Origin of the sequence: Limnohabitans sp. 2KL-17 (assembly GCF_003063415.1) — a bacterium.
GTDB lineage: Bacteria > Pseudomonadota > Gammaproteobacteria > Burkholderiales > Burkholderiaceae_C > Limnohabitans_A.
Genome location: NZ_NESK01000024.1, coordinates 51,080 through 66,129, shown reverse-complemented (window position 1 = coordinate 66,129; position 15,050 = coordinate 51,080). Strand labels below are relative to the sequence as shown.

The following is a 15,050-nucleotide window of genomic DNA, read 5'->3' as shown; positions in this document are numbered from 1 at the left end:
CCTCGCAAGCCTCGTCGGCCAAGTTGAACCAGTGCTGCACAAAGTACATGCGCAACATACGCTCAAGTCCCACCGGCGGGCGACCATTGCCCGGCTTGGGGTAATGCGGCTCGATCACTTCGCATAGCGCATGCCACGGAACGATCTCATTCATTGTGGAGAGGAACACGTCGCGCCTGGTTGCGCGACGGTATTGTTCGAATCCGGCTCCTGCATCGGCCGCTAGGGCAAGGGTCTGTTGTTTCATCGACCTATAACGAAACAGCACCCAATGCGGTGGACTTATTCAGCGTAGCCTTAGCGGCTAGCCAGTTCATGCTGTGTCAGGGTGGCCTCCATGAAGCAATTTTTCTGGGGTTCAGGGTGTTCTGGCCGCAATAACCTGGTCAAAATGTTGGTATGAACGAAATCACATCCCGTTTTCTGCCGCAAGAGGAATCTCAGCGCCGCGAATTGCACAATGAAGTTCACGCCCGCCCCTCTGCCCGGGTGCGACTGCCAGCCTTGATCGTGTACGTGGCGGTGCTCAATGCGGGGGTCACCAGGGAGCAAGAGTGGGCGCATTTGCGACTTCTACCCGGCCACGCTGACTTGAGTCTGGAAAGCTTGCAGGGCAACTTTTTGCGCTTGCGATGTGACCACTTCACCGTCAAATGGGAGCGGCACACCGAGTTCACGCGTTATTCCATCGTGCAGGCTTTGCCGGCGAATGCCGGCTGGGGGGCAGAGTTGCCTGATCTGGCCGAGCATGTCGTGACCGGTACAGACTGGCTGCGCGGTTTGCCCGGTCAGACCATGGCGGCCATTCACCTGGGCATGCTGCAGGCCGACATCAATCAACCCGACCTCATCTCCAAGGCCCAGGCCTGGTTGGGGGAGGGGGCGGTGCTGGCCTCGCGCATGGGCAACACCACCGAAGGCTTGCCGCACTCATGCATCCTGACGCATTTCCGGATTGGTGCCGATGGCTTTGAGCGCATGCTGGTGCTGGCCCCTGAGGACACCAGTGGTGCGCGAGCAGGCCGCATCTCGCAGCGCCTTCTGGAGATGGAAACGTACCGCCTGATGGCGTTGCGCGGTTTGCCGGTGGCCAAAAACCTTTCCCCCATGCTGTCAGTTGCCGAATCACAGCTGGCCGACATGACGGGCCTGCTGGAACGCAAAGGGGAAAGTGATCAAGCGCTGCTCGATTTGCTGGTGTCTTTGGCTGCACGGATTGAGCGGGCCACTGCTGAGCATGGGTTTCGGTTTTCGGCCACCCGGGCCTATGACGTCTTGGTCAGCCAGCGACTGGCTGAGCTGCGTGAGCGGCCCATTTCTGGCACACAGACGCTGGGTGAGTTCATGCAGCGCCGCTTGTCCCCCGCCATGGCCACGGTGGTGGCCACAGAAAAGCGCCTGGCCTCCTTGGCAGAACGGGTTTCTCGCACCAGTGCCTTGTTGCGCACCCGGGTGGACATTGCCACCGAGGCGCAAAACCAGGTCTTGCTGGAAAAGCTCACCAAGGGACAAGCTTTGCAGCTGCGCCTGCAAAGCACAGTGGAAGGTTTGTCGATTGCCGCGATTTCCTACTACGTGGTCAGCCTCCTGATGTATGGCGCCAAGGCCATGCATGCTGCAGGCTTGCCCATTGAGCCGGAAGTTGCGGTCGGATTGCTGGTGCCCTTGGTGCTTTGGGTGGTATGGCGAACGAGCCGAAAAATCCATGCCAAGTTGAAAGACGCTGCGAATTGATTTGCCGGCGTTGGCAGCTTTTGGTCAGCCGGTAAGGGTGGGCGCTGAAGAGATGACCCCGCCACCCAAACAAACCTCACCGTCGTAGACCACGGCACTTTGCCCGGGCGTCACAGCCCATTGGGGTTCTTTGAAGGCCAGTTCAAACCCCGCTTGCCCATCGGTCATTTGCAGCTTTTGTAAAAGGCAGGGGGCATCTGACTGGCGGTAACGCGTTTTGGCTGCGTAGGGGCCTTCTTCGGGTGCCGTTCCCGCGCACCAGCTCACGTCCATGGCTTGCAGGCTGGGCGATTGCAGCCAAGGGTGCTCATGGCCTTGCACCACCCACAGGGTGTTTTTCTCGATGTCCTTGCGGGCCACAAACCAAGGTGTGTGTTCGCCACCGCCACGCTGAGCTCCCTTGGCCTTGATGCCCCCGATGCCCAGGCCTTGGCGTTGTCCCAGGGTGTAAAAGCTCAGCCCCACATGTTGGCCGATGGTCCGGCCTGTGGGGTCCTTGATCGGCCCGGGTTCTTTGGAGATGTAGCGGTTCAAAAAATCACGGAACGGGCGCTCGCCGATAAAGCAGATGCCGGTGGAGTCTTTTTTCTTGGCATTTGGCAGGCCGATTTCTTCGGCAATGCGCCGCACTTCGGTTTTGTGCAGCTCGCCCACCGGGAACAGTGTTTTGGACAGCTGCGCCTGGTTCAGGCGATGCAAAAAATAGCTTTGGTCTTTGCCAGGGTCCAGGCCCTTGAGCAGTTCGTGCCGACCCGTCTGCGCATTCAGTCGCACGCGGGCGTAGTGTCCGGTGGCGATTTTTTCAGCCCCCAGCCTCATCGCGTGGTCTAGGAAGGACTTGAACTTGATTTCGGCGTTGCACAGGATGTCGGGGTTGGGCGTGCGTCCGGCTTGGTATTCACGCAGAAACTCCGAAAAAACCCGATCTTTGTAATCCGCCGCAAAATTGACATGCTCGATCTCAATGCCCAGCACATCGGCCACGGCTGCAGCATCGACAAAATCGACGTTGGAAGAGCAGTATTCGCTGTCGTCGTCATCTTCCCAATTTTTCATGAAGATGCCAATGACGTCATAACCCTGCTGCTTGAGCAAATAGGCGGTGACAGCGGAGTCGACGCCGCCGGACAAGCCGACGACCACGCGATGGAGTTGAGACATGCCGCAATTATCCCGTGATGGCACACGATCTCTGCCGGGACGGTCAATTTACAATGCGATCAGGTCGATATTCATGAAACAAGACTGCATTTGGTGCCAGCACTTTAGAACATTCGTGCGCGATGTCGCGCATGGGATGTTCATCATCACCCACAGTGGTTTGGCCATGGTGGGCTTGACTGCGGCCAGCCTGGTTCTGGCGCTGTGGCTGAACCCGCAATGGCTCCGGGCCTCAGAAGGTGAAGTGTTCAATTGGCTGCGTGAAAGGCAAGTTTTGCTGTGGTGGTTGCCCGAAAACACGGCCGAGCGCGCAACGGCCGTGAGTTTGCAGGATTTACCCCGTTCTCAGGCCGCAGTGGCCGAGTGGCTGGGGCGTAAATACAAGGTGGCGCCAGAGCCTCTGGCCGCCTTGGTGGCCGAGTCCTATGCCTTGTCTAAAAAAAGCAAGCTGGCACCCCATTTCATTTTGGCCGTCATGGCCATCGAATCAAACTTTCACCCCTATGTGCAAAGTCAGGCGGGAGCGCAGGGTTTGATGCAGGTGGTGACCGAGATTCACGAAAAGCGTTACGAGGCTTACGGTGGACGCCTTGCCGCCTTTGACCCCATCGCCAATTTGCGTGTTGGGGTGGCGGTGTTGTCGGACGCCGTCAAACTGCGCGGAGGCTCTTTGGAAGAAGGTCTGAAGTTTTACCTGGGGGGCTACGCCTTGTCTGAAGATGGCGGCTATGTGGCCAAAGTCTTTGCGGAACAGGCGCAACTTGACTTGGTTGCGGCTGGTCAGAAGGTGCCTGTGCAGTGAATTTCCAGTGCTGTTTGGCAGCGGTCGTTGTCGCTGCCCAAACGTGACCGCAGCGGGGTCATTCGGGCAAGGGGGGTAAGTTGGCAACAGCCGGGTCGGTGTAGATCACTTGCAAAGGAAAGCGTTGTCCGGCCAGATGGTCTTCAATGCACTGCAAAACGAGTGGGCTGCGGTGGCGTGCAGCACTGGCGCGTACTTCTTCAGGCGTCATCCACAGAGTGCGCTCAATGCCTTCATCGAGGCTCAAATGCGTTTGCAGCGCACCGATTTCACCGCAAAAAGCCATTCGCACATAGGTGATGTCCTCGCCAGTGGCGAGGCGCTGAAAGCGCGACAGGTAAATGCCAACGAGTGCGGTGGGGGTGAATGGGTGGGCCGTTTCTTCAAGCGCTTCACGTGCGCAGCCTGCGGCCGGTGATTCACCGGGGTCCAAGTGTCCAGCTGGGTTGTTCAGGCGCAAGCCTTCCTGGGTGTGTTCTTCGATCAACAAATAGCGGCCATTTTTTTCAATGATGGCGGCCACGGTGACATTGGGTTTCCAGCGTGTGTCCATGGTCTGATTATCTGTGGGACTTCTTCAGGGTATACCCGGATCCGGGTCGTGCGGGGGGGTCTGACTTTCGGTATATATTTTGAGGATTAACTTGCGTTCCAATAGGCATGTTCAGCGATTTCATAATTTTCAGGAGATAAACCATGCGCATTGGCGTGCCGCGAGAAATATTCCCCGGTGAAAAACGGGTGGCCACCGTGCCCGATGCGGTGACCAAACTGGTCAAACTTGGTTTTGACGTCGTGGTGGAGCGCGGTGCTGGCGAGCTAGCCGACCTGTCCGACGAGGCGTATGTCGAAGCCGGGGCATCGATTGCGCCCAGTGCGGCCGACCTGTGGAGCGGCAGCGACATTGTCTTTAAAGTGCGCGCCCCAGCCCCTGAAGAAGTGGTGCTGATGCGTGCAGGGCAAACGTTGATCGGCTTTCTGTGGCCGGCCCAAAACCCCGATTTGATGCAGCAGCTGGCAGCCAAAAAGGTCACGGCGCTGTCGATCGACGCCTTGCCGCGCACGCTCAGCCGTGCCCAGAAGATGGATGCGCTGACATCGATGGCTGGCGTCAGCGGTTACCGCGCCGTGGTGGAGGCAGCCAATGCGTTTGGCCGTTTCTTTAATGGCCAGATCACGGCTGCAGGCAAGGTGCCCCCCGCCAAGGTGTTCATCGCGGGTGCTGGCGTGGCCGGTTTGGCCGCGATTGGCGCGGCCGCGAGCCTGGGCGCCATCGTGCGCGCCAACGATACCCGTGCCGAAGTGGCTGACCAAGTGGTGTCGCTGGGCGGTGAATTCGTCAAGGTCGACTATGAAGAAGAAGGCTCGGGCGGTGGCGGTTACGCCAAGGTCATGAGCGAAGGTTTTCAGGCGGCACAGCGCGAGATGTATGCCAGCCAAGCCCGCGAGGTGGACATCATCATCACCACCGCGCTGATTCCCGGCAAACCAGCGCCCAAGCTGATCACCGCAGAAATGGTGAAAAGCATGAAGCCCGGCAGCGTGATCATTGACATGGCCGCAGAGCAAGGCGGCAACTGCGAACTGACCGAGCCGGGCAAGTCGGTGGTCAAGCATGGCGTGACCATCGTCGGCTACACCGACTTGGTCTCACGCATGGCGCGTCAGTCGTCCACGCTGTACAGCACCAACTTGTTCCGCCTGACCGAAGAGCTGTGCAAGACCAAGGACGGCGTGATTGACGTCAACATGCAAGACGATGCCATTCGCGGCCTCACAGTGATCAAGGACGGTGAAATCACCTGGCCAGCCCCTGCGCTGGTGGTCGCTCCCAAACCTGCACCCAAGCCTGCTGCCGCTGTGGCTGCGAAAAAAGGCCATGGACATGGCGAGCCTTCGGGCCCCATGCCCGTGGGTCAGTTGCTCATCGTGGCAGCGGTGGCCGCTGTGTTGCTGGCGCTGGTGGGGGCTTACGCACCTGCTGCGTTCTTGTCGCACCTGACGGTGTTTGTGTTGGCCTGTTTTGTGGGCTACATGGTGGTTTGGAACGTCAAGCCCGCACTGCACACCCCGCTCATGAGCGTGACCAACGCGATCAGCTCCATCATCGCCATCGGTGCGCTGGTGCAGATCTCGCCCATGGCCAACGCGGCCAGTCGGCCCAACACCCTGATTGGCATCTTGGCTGCATTGGCGCTGGTGCTGACGGCCATCAACATGTTTGGCGGTTTTGCAGTCACCCAGCGCATGCTGGCCATGTTTCGAAAGTAATAACCTTGGGGACAGATCTTTAGCTCTGTCCCCAACTGAAAGATGACCTTGGGGGCAGATCTTTGGCGCTGTGCCCAACCGATTAAGAAATGAGACAGTTATGACCTCAAGTTTGGCCACGGTCGCCTACATTGGCGCGACCATTCTCTTTATCCTCAGTCTGGGCGGTTTGTCCAACCAGGAGACCGCACGGCGCGGCAACCTCTACGGCATGATCGGCATGGGCTTGGCCGTGCTGGCCACGGTGTTCGGGCCCCAAGTGACCGCTGAGGGCATCCCCTTGATCGTCGGCGCCATGCTGGTGGGCGCGGTCATTGGTTTGTACGCCGCGCGCAAAGTGCAGATGACGCAAATGCCCGAACTGGTAGCGCTGATGCACAGCATGGTCGGCATGGCGGCAGTGTTGGTGGGCTATGCCACCTATGTGGACCCTGAGGCTTCTAAGAACCTGGACAGTGCGGCGCACGCCATCCATGCGGGCGAAATTTACATTGGCATCTTCATTGGCGCGGTGACCTTCTCCGGTTCGGTGGCCGCGTTTGGCAAGTTGTCTGGCCGTATCGGGGGAAGCCCCTTGTTGCTGCCTGGCCGCCATTGGCTCAACCTGGTGGGGTTGATCACGGTGGTTTACTTTGGCCGTGAGTTCATGAACGCCCACACGGTGCAAGACGGCATGCTGCCCTTGTTCATCATGACGGCCATCGCTTTGCTGTTCGGCATCCACATGGTCATGGCCATTGGTGGTGCCGACATGCCGGTGGTGGTGTCCATGCTCAACAGCTACTCGGGCTGGGCGGCAGCGGCCACCGGCTTCATGCTCTCCAACGATTTGCTGATCGTGATCGGTGCCCTGGTCGGCTCCAGCGGTGCGATTTTGTCCTACATCATGTGCAACGCCATGAACCGCAGCTTCATCAGCGTGATCGCAGGTGGCTTTGGCACCACCGCTGCTGCGCCCAAGGCGGCTGGCGATGCCTCGGCGGAGCCGGTCGGTGAGGTCAACCCCATCTTGGCCGCTGAGACCGCTGAGTTGCTGCGTGATGCCAAAAATGTGATTGTGGTGCCCGGCTACGGCATGGCTGTGGCACAGGCGCAGCACACGGTGTTTGAAATCACCAAATACCTGCGCGAAAAAGGCGTGAACGTTCGCTTTGGCATCCACCCGGTGGCCGGACGCATGCCTGGCCACATGAACGTTTTGTTGGCCGAGGCCAAGGTGCCTTATGACATCGTGTACGAGATGGACGAACTCAACGATGACTTCCCCGACACCGATGTCGCCATCGTCATCGGTGCCAACGACATCGTGAACCCGGCCGCGCAAGATGACCCGACCAGCCCAATCGCCGGCATGCCGGTGCTTGAAGTCTGGAAAGCCCGCACCAGCATCGTGATGAAGCGCTCCATGGCCAGTGGCTATGCGGGCGTGGACAACCCGTTGTTTTACAAGGACAACAACCGCATGCTGTTTGGCGACGCCAAAAAAATGCTCGACGAGGTGTTGATGGCCTTGAAGACTTAACAACATGGCCCCGGGGCCATGACTTTTTATCCCAAAGGGGAGGCATTGGCCTCCTCTTTTTGTTGAGTTGTTCAAAACGCGTTTGCCCCCTTCACTGAAGCTTGTTTTCTGGCGTAAACCCTGACGTATTGCGCGTCAGTTTCTTGTCAGACGTACGTTAGACTGAGCCCTAGGAGAACCCGACATGAACCTGAATCCCGTTTGGCTGAAGAGTTACCCCGAAGGCGTTCCGGCCGACATTGATTTCGGCCAATACAGCTCCTTGGTGGGCTTGTTAGAAGAGAGTTTTGCCAAGTACGCCAGCCTTCCCGCCTACAGTTTCATGGGCAAGGAAATCAGCTACGCCCAGACCGATCAGGAAAGCCTGGCCATAGCGGCTTATCTGCAATCTTTGGGCTTGAACAAGGGCGATCGTGTCGCGGTCATGATGCCCAATGTGCCCTAGTACCCGGTGGTTGTGGCCGCCATCTTGCGTGCGGGTTTTGTGGTCGTCAACGTGAATCCGCTTTACACCGCCCGCGAACTGGAACACCAGCTCAAGGATTCAGGCTCCAAGGCGATTGTGATCATCGAAAACTTTGCTGCCACGCTTGAAAAATGCATCGCCCAAACGCCTGTGCAGCATGTCGTGCTGGCGGCCATGGGTGATCGCCTGGGCTTACTCAAGGGCAGCTTGGTCAATTACGTGGTGCGCAATGTCAAGAAGATGGTGCCCGGTTTCAACTTGCCCCAGGCGGTCCGGTTCAATGACGCCTTGTCCAAGGGTCGTCAACAGGCTTTTCGCAAGCCCGAGTTGTCGCCTGATGACATCGCTGTTTTGCAATACACCGGTGGCACCACGGGCGTGTCCAAGGGCGCGGTGCTTTTGCACCGCAACGTGATTGCCAATGTGCTTCAGTCCGATGCCTGGAACGAGCCGGTCATGAAGCGAATTCCGGCGGGCCAGCAGCCCACCTCGGTGTGTGCTTTGCCGCTGTACCACATCTTCGCTTTCACGGTGAACATGATGCTGGGCTTGCGCATGGGCGGCAAAACCATCCTGATTCCAAACCCGCGTGATTTGCCTGCAGTGCTCAAGGAATTGTCCAAGCACACCTTTCACAGCTTGCCAGCCGTCAACACCTTGTTCAATGGCCTGGCCAATCACCCCGATTTCGGCACTGTGAACTGGTCCAACCTCAAAGTGTCATTGGGTGGTGGCACGGCGGTAACGTCCAATGTCGCCAAGCTCTGGCTCGAGAAAACCGGCTGCCCGATTTGCGAAGGCTACGGACTGTCGGAAACCAGCCCTTCGGCCAGTTGCAACCCGACCACCAGCACCGAGTTCACCGGCACCATTGGCGTGCCCTTGCCGGCGACCTGGATGAAGCTTTTGGACGATGACGGTAACGAAGTGACCGAGCTCGGTCAGCCTGGCGAGATTGCCATCAAGGGGCCGCAGGTCATGGCGGGCTACTGGCAGCGTCCCGATGAAACGGCCAAGGTCATGACAGCAGATGGGTACTTCAAGTCCGGTGATGTGGGCACGGTGGACGCGCGTGGCTATTTCAAGATCGTTGATCGCAAGAAAGACATGATTCTGGTCAGCGGTTTCAACGTCTACCCCAATGAGGTGGAAGAGGTGGCCTCTGAGTGTCCAGGCGTGCTGGAGTGCGCTGCGATCGGCGTGCCTGACGAGAAAGCCGGCGAGACGGTCAAACTGGTGGTGGTCAAGAAAGACCCGGCCCTGACCGAGGCTCAGATCATGGCTTATTGCCGGGAAAACATGACCGCTTACAAGCAGCCGCGGGTGATCGAGTTCCGCACCGAACTGCCCAAAACCCCGGTGGGTAAAATTTTGCGCCGTGAATTGCGCAACAAAGTCTGAACCAACAGGCTGGCGCAGTGCCTGCCGGTACTTTTCAAAGCGGCTCTTGCAGCCGCTTTTCTTTTGACGCTTTGAGCCAAGGGGGAAACCATGGCGGTGATCGGCATCATGAGTGCCATGCATGAAGAACTGGCTGCTGTATTGGCTGAGATGCCCGATGAGCAGCGCGTGGTGGCTGCCGGGCGTGATTTTTGGGTGGGCCACTGGCAAGGGCATTCGGTGGTGGCCGTTTTGTCGCGGATTGGCAAAGTGGCTGCTGCGACCACGGCCACGGTGCTGCTAGAACGCTTTCAGGTCGACACCATGGTCTTTACCGGCGTGGCTGGCGGCTTGGGGTCGGGTGTGCGCGTGGGGGATGTGGTGGTGGCCTCTGGTTTTGTACAGCACGACATGGACGCTTCACCACTGTTTGCACGGCACGAAGTGCCGCTGTATGGCCGTGCCTGCTTTGATGCCCATGCCGGCCTGTCAGCTCAGTTGGCCAAAGCCAGCGCGCAGGTGCTGCATGCTGCCGAGCTGCATTTGAGCCGTGAAACCCTGACCCAATTTCAAGTGAGCGCGCCTCGTGTGCATCAGGGGTTGGTGATCAGTGGCGACCGGTTTGTTTCGACCAACGCAGAAAGCCAAGCGCTGCGTCTTGTCTTGCCCGAGGCTTTGGCAGTCGAGATGGAGGGCGCTGCAGTGGCCCAGGTGTGCCATGACTACCAGGTGCCTTTTGCGGCGGTGCGCACGATTTCAGACCGAGCCGATGACATGGCGCACACTGATTTCAATCGGTTCATTCGCGAGGTGGCCAGCCGTTATAGCTTGGCCATTTTGTCGCAGTGGCTGGCAGACCGTCAGCCCGACTGACTGGGCATCACTTGAGCCAGCCACGCCGGCGGAAATACCACATGGGGACCACCGCGCTGGCCACCATGAGAGCCAGCGCATAGGGGTAGCCCCATTTCTGCGACAACTCAGGCATGTACTGGAAGTTCATGCCATACAGGCTGGCGATCAGTGTGGGTGGCAGCAAGGCCACGCTGGCCACTGAGAAGATCTTGATGATCTTGTTCTGGTTGATGTTGATGAAACCGACGGTGGCATCCATCAAGAAGTTGATCTTGTCGAACAAAAAAGCCGTGTGCGAGTCGAGCGAGTCGATGTCACGCAGGATTTGGCGGGCCTCTTCGAATTGCTCCGCGTTGAGCATTTTGGAGCGCATCATGAAGCTCACGGCACGGCGGGTGTCCATCACGTTGCGGCGGATCCGGCCATTCAAGTCTTCTTGCCGGGCAATCGCGCCCAGCACTTCACCTGCCAAGGCGTCGGTGACATCGCCCGACAACACCTTTTTGCCCGCTGTTTCGAGTTTGTCGTAGATGCCCTCGAGCGTGTCAGCCGAGTACTCTGCATCGGCGTCAAACAGTTTGAGCAGCACTTCCTTGGCGTCTTCAATCAGGCCCGGTGCGCGGCGTGCGCGCATGCGCAACAAACGGAACACCGGTACGTCTTCGTCGTGGATTGAAAACAGCACACCCTGACTTTTCAGATCGGCATTGTGCTGGTTCAAAATGAAGGCGCAGCGCACGGTGCGTGGCTCGTCTTCGTCGGCAATCAAGAAGTCAGACCGGATGTGCAGCTCGCCGTTGTCTTCTTCGTAGAAGCGGGCCGACTCCTCGATGTCCTCGTCCATCGCGTCTTCCGGGATGGACAGGCCAAAGTACTGTTTGATCCAGCGTTTTTCGTCCAGCGTGGGGGACTCCAGGTCCACCCAGATGGGTTGAAAACGGGAGAGTTCTTCCAGGGACTCGATCTCTTCCTGGAAGAGGCGGCCGTTGACGAGGGTAAAGATGTTGAGCATGGCGAATCCGAAAAGTGGCCAAGTGCCAAAAGTTCAAAGGGCGGCGAAGGGTTTGCTGCAGCTTTCGAACCATGGGCGGGGGGTGCTCAACGTGTTCGAAAGCTACCGACTCGGGGTAGTTTCCACGGCAGTGTGTCTCCAGTATGAATCGGCGGATTATCGCACCGGATCCACGCTGTGGGGCTCGAAAAATGCCAGAATCTCTTCGGATCGGGCCTTCACATCGGCTTGTCCCAGTGACATCAGCGCTTCGATGAAACCAGGCTCAAAGAGCAGATAACTGGCCAGAGCAGCCCCGCTGCCTTGCAAGGCCCCAAGGCCTTCAAGCACCCTGACGATGGGCCTGGGGAGTGTGTGCACATGGTCTTGTGCCAGTGCGTCGAGCGAGGCGCTGGGCTGCAGGCTGAGGACCTCGACCGCACGAAAAGGCAATTCTGCGCGGACGCTGTCAGGCAAAACATTCAAGGACAGGTTGATGCGGGCAATTTGCGCCACATCGGCCTCCAGTGTGTCATGAAATACGCTGGCCATGGCGTGGCCAGCGATCGTTCCCAGTGAGGGGCGCCCGTTGCCGTTGCGCTGTCCGGCCAGGTTCGCGCGCTGGGGTTGTCCCACGCCAATCGCCAAAATCCGGTCAGCACCCAGGTGCACGGCAGATGACAGGGGAGAAATCTGCCGCATCGAGCCATCGCCGAAATACTCCATGCCACCATCAACCCAGAGTGGAGTAGACGGAAAAATGAACGGAATGGCGCTCGACGCCATCAGGTGCTCTATGGTGATGGGTTGCTGTTCGGCACGTCTGCCGGGGCGACTCCAGGGGATAGGCAGGCCATCGCGGGTTTGGCAAAAAGTCCAGTGGATCCCGCTCGAATAGCTGGATGCTGTGACGGCCAGGGCGTGTAACACGCCGCTTCGCAGGGCCGCATCAATCTTGTCCAGAGCGATCGCTTTGTGCAAGGTGTTGACCAAGGCCAGGCTGTCCATGGCGGCAGCCTGTTGGCGTGCAGACAGCACCAAACCCAGGGCGGTGGCCCAGCGGCTGAATTTGGCCAGAGGTGTTGAGGGCAGGTGGTAAATCGCTTCGGTGCGGATGGCCGACCAGAAGTTGGCCAAATCGTCCAGACCGTTCAAACCGCCCATGGCCTTGCTGGCCAAAAAGGTGGCGTTCAAGGCCCCGGCCGATGTGCCGGTCAACACTTGAAATGGAAAGTGCCGGGAATGGCTTTTTTGCCTCAGCAGCGCCCCAATGGCTTGCAAGGCACCTGCTTGGTAGGCCGTGCGGGCGCCGCCACCCATGAGCACCAGGCCATTCACGGGCGGGTGGCCAGAGGGCGGAGCCTGAGGCGTCAAGCTGTCAATGTGCATGGCTGGCGAAGGTTTGTTGTCGGGGTGTTAGATTCAGTCAACTTCATTGCATTGTTCCATGACCCCTCACTTGACCCCGCGGCGAGAGCGCTGGCTGCTCTTCACGCTGGCCGGCATCCAGTTCACCCACATCCTGGATTTCATGATCATGATGCCGCTGGGGCCTCAGTTCACCGCCTTGTTTGGCATCAGCAACGCACAGTTTGGCCTGTTGGTCTCGGCCTACACCTTGTCGGCTGGTCTGTCCGGCCTCATGGCGGCGACCTACATCGACCGCTTCAGCCGAAAACGCCTGCTGCTGGTGATGTACACCTTGTTTGGTCTGGCGACGCTGGCATGCGGCCTGGCGCCCGATTACCTCTCGCTGATGCTGGCCCGTGTGGCCGCCGGCGTGTTCGGGGGTGTTTTGTCGGCTTTGTCCCAAACCATCGTGGCCGATGTCATCCCTTTTGAGCGCCGGGGCCGGGCCATGAGTGTGGTGATGACCTCGTTTTCCGTGTCCACGGTGGCCGGGGTGCCACTGGGCCTGTTCTTAGCGGCGCACCTGAGCTGGCACGCGCCCTTTTTCGGCATCGCCTTGCTGGTGGGTCTGCTGTCGCTGGGTGCCTGGCAAACCTTGCCCCGCCTGGATGCACACCTGCACCATCCCGACCGGACTGGCGTGTGGCGAGGCATCGGGCAGGTGCTGGCCGATGCCAATCATCTCAAAGCCTTCGGGGTTTCTGGATTGATGATGTTTGCCGCTTTCACGGTGATTCCCTACATCACCATCTATCTGCAGTCCAATGCCGGTATGCAGACCAGCGAAGTACCCTGGATCTACCTGTGCGGGGGCGTGGCCACATTGCTCAGTGCAAGGTATTTTGGCCGTTTAACGGACCGGGTGGGCAAAGTCCGGGTGTTCCAGCGCCTGGCTTTGGCGGTGGTGTTGCCATTGATGGCCACCACGCTGTCACAAGGGCTTCCGCTTTGGGGCTTATTGGCCATATCGACCTTGTTTTTTACCGTCATGAGTGGGCGCATGATTCCCGGCATGGCCATGATTTCCTCTGCCGTAGAGCCGCGTTTGCGCGGCATCTTCATGACGCTCAACTCGGCCGTGCAATCCGCCTCCATGGGCCTGGCGGCCTTGGTGGCGGGCCTCATCATCGGGCGTGACGACCAGGGTCAGCTGACTTTTTACTGGATAGCGGGGTTGTTGGGCACCGTGGCCAGCGTACTGAGCGCCTGGCTGGCGGGGCGTTTGCGCCTGCATGGCGCACCTGCCGCCTCAGTCTGATGGGTGCCGCTGGCGGCTTGTTCAGCTGGAAGAGTTGGCGTGAACTATCAACCAGAACCATAGCACTGAAAAGCCTGTCTGCGGACAAATGACATGGCCTTTCGGGGTTTACCTTGGGGTGCCTTGCTTTTCCATGGCATGGCGCGCATAGTGAAGCTGAATCACCCGAGCGGGTGGTTTCGGAGCCCTGCTTCGGCGGGGCTTTTTTTACCCTGATTCCATGGAGGCGACGACTATGAATTTAACCATCAGCGGGCACCATCTCGAGGTGACCCCGGCCTTGCGTCAGTACGTCACAGGAAAGCTTGACCGCATCACGCGGCATTTTGACCAAGTGGTCGATGTCAAAGTGCTGTTGTCCGTCGAAAAGCAGAAAGAAAAAGAAAAGCGCCAACGCGCTGAATGCAACATCCATGTCAAGGGCAATGACCTCTTTGCAGAAAGCGCCCATGAAGACCTCTACGCCGCTGTAGATGATTTGGTGGACAAACTGGACCGCCAAGTGGTCAAGCACAAAAACCGCATCACTGATCATCACCACACTGCAGCCAAGCGCATGATGTGATCGGGCTTGTTTTTGTTCAAGATGGGGCCACGGGAAGTGGCCCTTTTCAATGGTGGCGCTTTGTTCATCATGGGTCTCAACAAGTGCCCATGGCCCTGGACAGGGGTGATGGATGACTTTTGAGACCGCGCAAGGTGCATAATCCGGCTCGAACATGAATCGTCTTTCATCCATATTGCCTGTTGCCCAAGTTCTTGTCGGGGTGGAAGCCACCAGCAAGAAACGCGCTTTCGAAGAAGCCGGACTTCTCTTTGAGAACCTGCATGGGTTATCCCGTGCTTTGGTCACCGACAGCCTGTTCGCCCGTGAGCGACTGGGATCGACCGGCTTGGGACACGGCGTGGCCATCCCGCACGGGCGTATCAAGGGCCTGAAAGCTCCCATGGCGGCTGTTTTCCAGTTGGCCCAACCGATCGGATTTGACGCGCCCGATGAGCAACCCGTCAGTCTGCTGATTTTCTTGCTGGTCCCCGAAGCAGCCACCCAAAAACACCTGGAAATTTTGTCCGAAATTGCCGAGTTACTCAGTGATACCGCCCTTCGGGAAAAGATCAAGGCCAGCTCGGTCCAGGAGGACTTGCACCAGTTGATCGCCCAGTGGCAGTCGGCTCAAACCGCCTGAGTTGGCGCAAGCC

At 58.6% G+C, this 15,050-nt stretch carries 13 protein-coding genes and 1 pseudogene; 9 read left to right on the top strand and 5 right to left on the bottom strand.

What is annotated here, in order from left to right; genetic code table 11:
* On the bottom strand, nt 1-247 hold a 247-nt coding region (locus B9Z45_RS12930; RefSeq protein ID WP_146180858.1), incomplete at its 3' end, for a transposase.
* A gap of 152 nt (nt 248-399) precedes the next feature.
* Between B9Z45_RS12930 and B9Z45_RS12925 the strand changes: the two genes are divergently transcribed.
* Entirely contained in the window at nt 400-1,734 is a 1,335-nt protein-coding gene (locus B9Z45_RS12925) for a DUF3422 family protein (RefSeq protein ID WP_108407629.1), read from the top strand.
* A 24-nt stretch (nt 1,735-1,758) separates the two neighbouring features.
* Here B9Z45_RS12925 and mnmA read toward each other — a convergent pair whose 3' ends face one another.
* The gene (gene mnmA, locus B9Z45_RS12920; protein WP_108407628.1) at nt 1,759-2,895 is read right to left on the bottom strand and encodes a tRNA 2-thiouridine(34) synthase MnmA; all 1,137 of its coding nucleotides are present in this window, start codon (nt 2,893-2,895) and stop codon (nt 1,759-1,761) included.
* Between the two features lie 73 nt (nt 2,896-2,968).
* Here mnmA and B9Z45_RS12915 point away from each other — a divergent pair, with 73 nt between their 5' ends.
* Complete coding sequence (locus B9Z45_RS12915) at nt 2,969-3,697, top strand: lytic transglycosylase domain-containing protein (RefSeq protein ID WP_108407627.1); 729 nt, start codon at nt 2,969-2,971, stop codon at nt 3,695-3,697.
* A 58-nt stretch (nt 3,698-3,755) separates the two neighbouring features.
* Here B9Z45_RS12915 and B9Z45_RS12910 read toward each other — a convergent pair whose 3' ends face one another.
* Nucleotides 3,756-4,250 (bottom strand): NUDIX hydrolase, encoded by a 495-nt coding sequence (locus tag B9Z45_RS12910; protein WP_108407626.1) that lies wholly within the window; start codon nt 4,248-4,250, stop codon nt 3,756-3,758.
* Nucleotides 4,251-4,393: 143 nt separating this feature from the next.
* On the opposite strand from B9Z45_RS12910, the gene B9Z45_RS12905 reads away from it, so the two are divergent.
* The 4 genes and pseudogenes from B9Z45_RS12905 (at nt 4,394) to B9Z45_RS12890 (ending at nt 10,209) form a co-directional block, all read left to right on the top strand.
* Nucleotides 4,394-5,968 carry a Re/Si-specific NAD(P)(+) transhydrogenase subunit alpha gene (locus B9Z45_RS12905; protein WP_108407625.1) on the top strand — a complete coding sequence of 525 codons (1,575 nt, stop codon included), beginning with the start codon at nt 4,394-4,396 and terminating at the stop codon, nt 5,966-5,968.
* A 100-nt stretch (nt 5,969-6,068) separates the two neighbouring features.
* The gene (gene pntB, locus B9Z45_RS12900; protein WP_108407624.1) at nt 6,069-7,490 is read left to right on the top strand and encodes a Re/Si-specific NAD(P)(+) transhydrogenase subunit beta; all 1,422 of its coding nucleotides are present in this window, start codon (nt 6,069-6,071) and stop codon (nt 7,488-7,490) included.
* A 184-nt stretch (nt 7,491-7,674) separates the two neighbouring features.
* A pseudogene (locus B9Z45_RS12895) lies at nt 7,675-9,357 on the top strand (long-chain-fatty-acid--CoA ligase).
* Between the two features lie 90 nt (nt 9,358-9,447).
* Nucleotides 9,448-10,209: a 5'-methylthioadenosine/adenosylhomocysteine nucleosidase gene (locus tag B9Z45_RS12890; RefSeq protein ID WP_108407623.1), complete on the top strand. Its 762-nt coding sequence runs from the start codon at nt 9,448-9,450 to the stop codon at nt 10,207-10,209.
* A gap of 7 nt (nt 10,210-10,216) precedes the next feature.
* Here the strand turns inward: B9Z45_RS12890 and corA are convergent, their stop codons facing one another.
* Nucleotides 10,217-11,203 (bottom strand): magnesium/cobalt transporter CorA, encoded by a 987-nt coding sequence (gene corA / locus B9Z45_RS12885; protein ID WP_108407622.1) that lies wholly within the window; start codon nt 11,201-11,203, stop codon nt 10,217-10,219.
* Between the two features lie 156 nt (nt 11,204-11,359).
* A complete protein-coding gene (locus B9Z45_RS12880) occupies nt 11,360-12,571 on the bottom strand; it encodes a patatin-like phospholipase family protein (protein WP_108407621.1) in 1,212 nt (403 codons plus the stop codon).
* Nucleotides 12,572-12,629: 58 nt separating this feature from the next.
* Here B9Z45_RS12880 and B9Z45_RS12875 point away from each other — a divergent pair, with 58 nt between their 5' ends.
* From B9Z45_RS12875 to B9Z45_RS12865, 3 genes are all read left to right on the top strand, one after another.
* Nucleotides 12,630-13,850 carry an MFS transporter gene (locus B9Z45_RS12875; RefSeq protein ID WP_108407620.1) on the top strand — a complete coding sequence of 407 codons (1,221 nt, stop codon included), beginning with the start codon at nt 12,630-12,632 and terminating at the stop codon, nt 13,848-13,850.
* A 235-nt stretch (nt 13,851-14,085) separates the two neighbouring features.
* Nucleotides 14,086-14,415, top strand: coding sequence for a ribosome hibernation-promoting factor, HPF/YfiA family (gene hpf, locus B9Z45_RS12870; RefSeq protein WP_108407619.1), 330 nt, complete (start codon nt 14,086-14,088; stop codon nt 14,413-14,415).
* Nucleotides 14,416-14,569: 154 nt separating this feature from the next.
* Complete coding sequence (locus B9Z45_RS12865; RefSeq protein WP_108407618.1) at nt 14,570-15,037, top strand: PTS sugar transporter subunit IIA; 468 nt, start codon at nt 14,570-14,572, stop codon at nt 15,035-15,037.
* The last annotated feature ends 13 nt before the right edge of the window (nt 15,038-15,050 follow it).

Coding starts and splice junctions, on each gene's coding strand:
- B9Z45_RS12865 (WP_108407618.1), top strand. CDS start 14,570: ATGAATCGTCTTTCATCCATATTGCCTGTTGCCCAAGTTCTTGTCGGG.
- mnmA (WP_108407628.1), bottom strand. CDS start 2,895: ATGTCTCAACTCCATCGCGTGGTCGTCGGCTTGTCCGGCGGCGTCGAC.
- B9Z45_RS12890 (WP_108407623.1), top strand. CDS start 9,448: ATGGCGGTGATCGGCATCATGAGTGCCATGCATGAAGAACTGGCTGCT.
- B9Z45_RS12875 (WP_108407620.1), top strand. CDS start 12,630: ATGACCCCTCACTTGACCCCGCGGCGAGAGCGCTGGCTGCTCTTCACG.
- B9Z45_RS12925 (WP_108407629.1), top strand. CDS start 400: ATGAACGAAATCACATCCCGTTTTCTGCCGCAAGAGGAATCTCAGCGC.
- pntB (WP_108407624.1), top strand. CDS start 6,069: ATGACCTCAAGTTTGGCCACGGTCGCCTACATTGGCGCGACCATTCTC.
- B9Z45_RS12910 (WP_108407626.1), bottom strand. CDS start 4,250: ATGGACACACGCTGGAAACCCAATGTCACCGTGGCCGCCATCATTGAA.
- B9Z45_RS12915 (WP_108407627.1), top strand. CDS start 2,969: ATGAAACAAGACTGCATTTGGTGCCAGCACTTTAGAACATTCGTGCGC.
- corA (WP_108407622.1), bottom strand. CDS start 11,203: ATGCTCAACATCTTTACCCTCGTCAACGGCCGCCTCTTCCAGGAAGAG.
- B9Z45_RS12880 (WP_108407621.1), bottom strand. CDS start 12,571: ATGCACATTGACAGCTTGACGCCTCAGGCTCCGCCCTCTGGCCACCCG.
- hpf (WP_108407619.1), top strand. CDS start 14,086: ATGAATTTAACCATCAGCGGGCACCATCTCGAGGTGACCCCGGCCTTG.
- B9Z45_RS12905 (WP_108407625.1), top strand. CDS start 4,394: ATGCGCATTGGCGTGCCGCGAGAAATATTCCCCGGTGAAAAACGGGTG.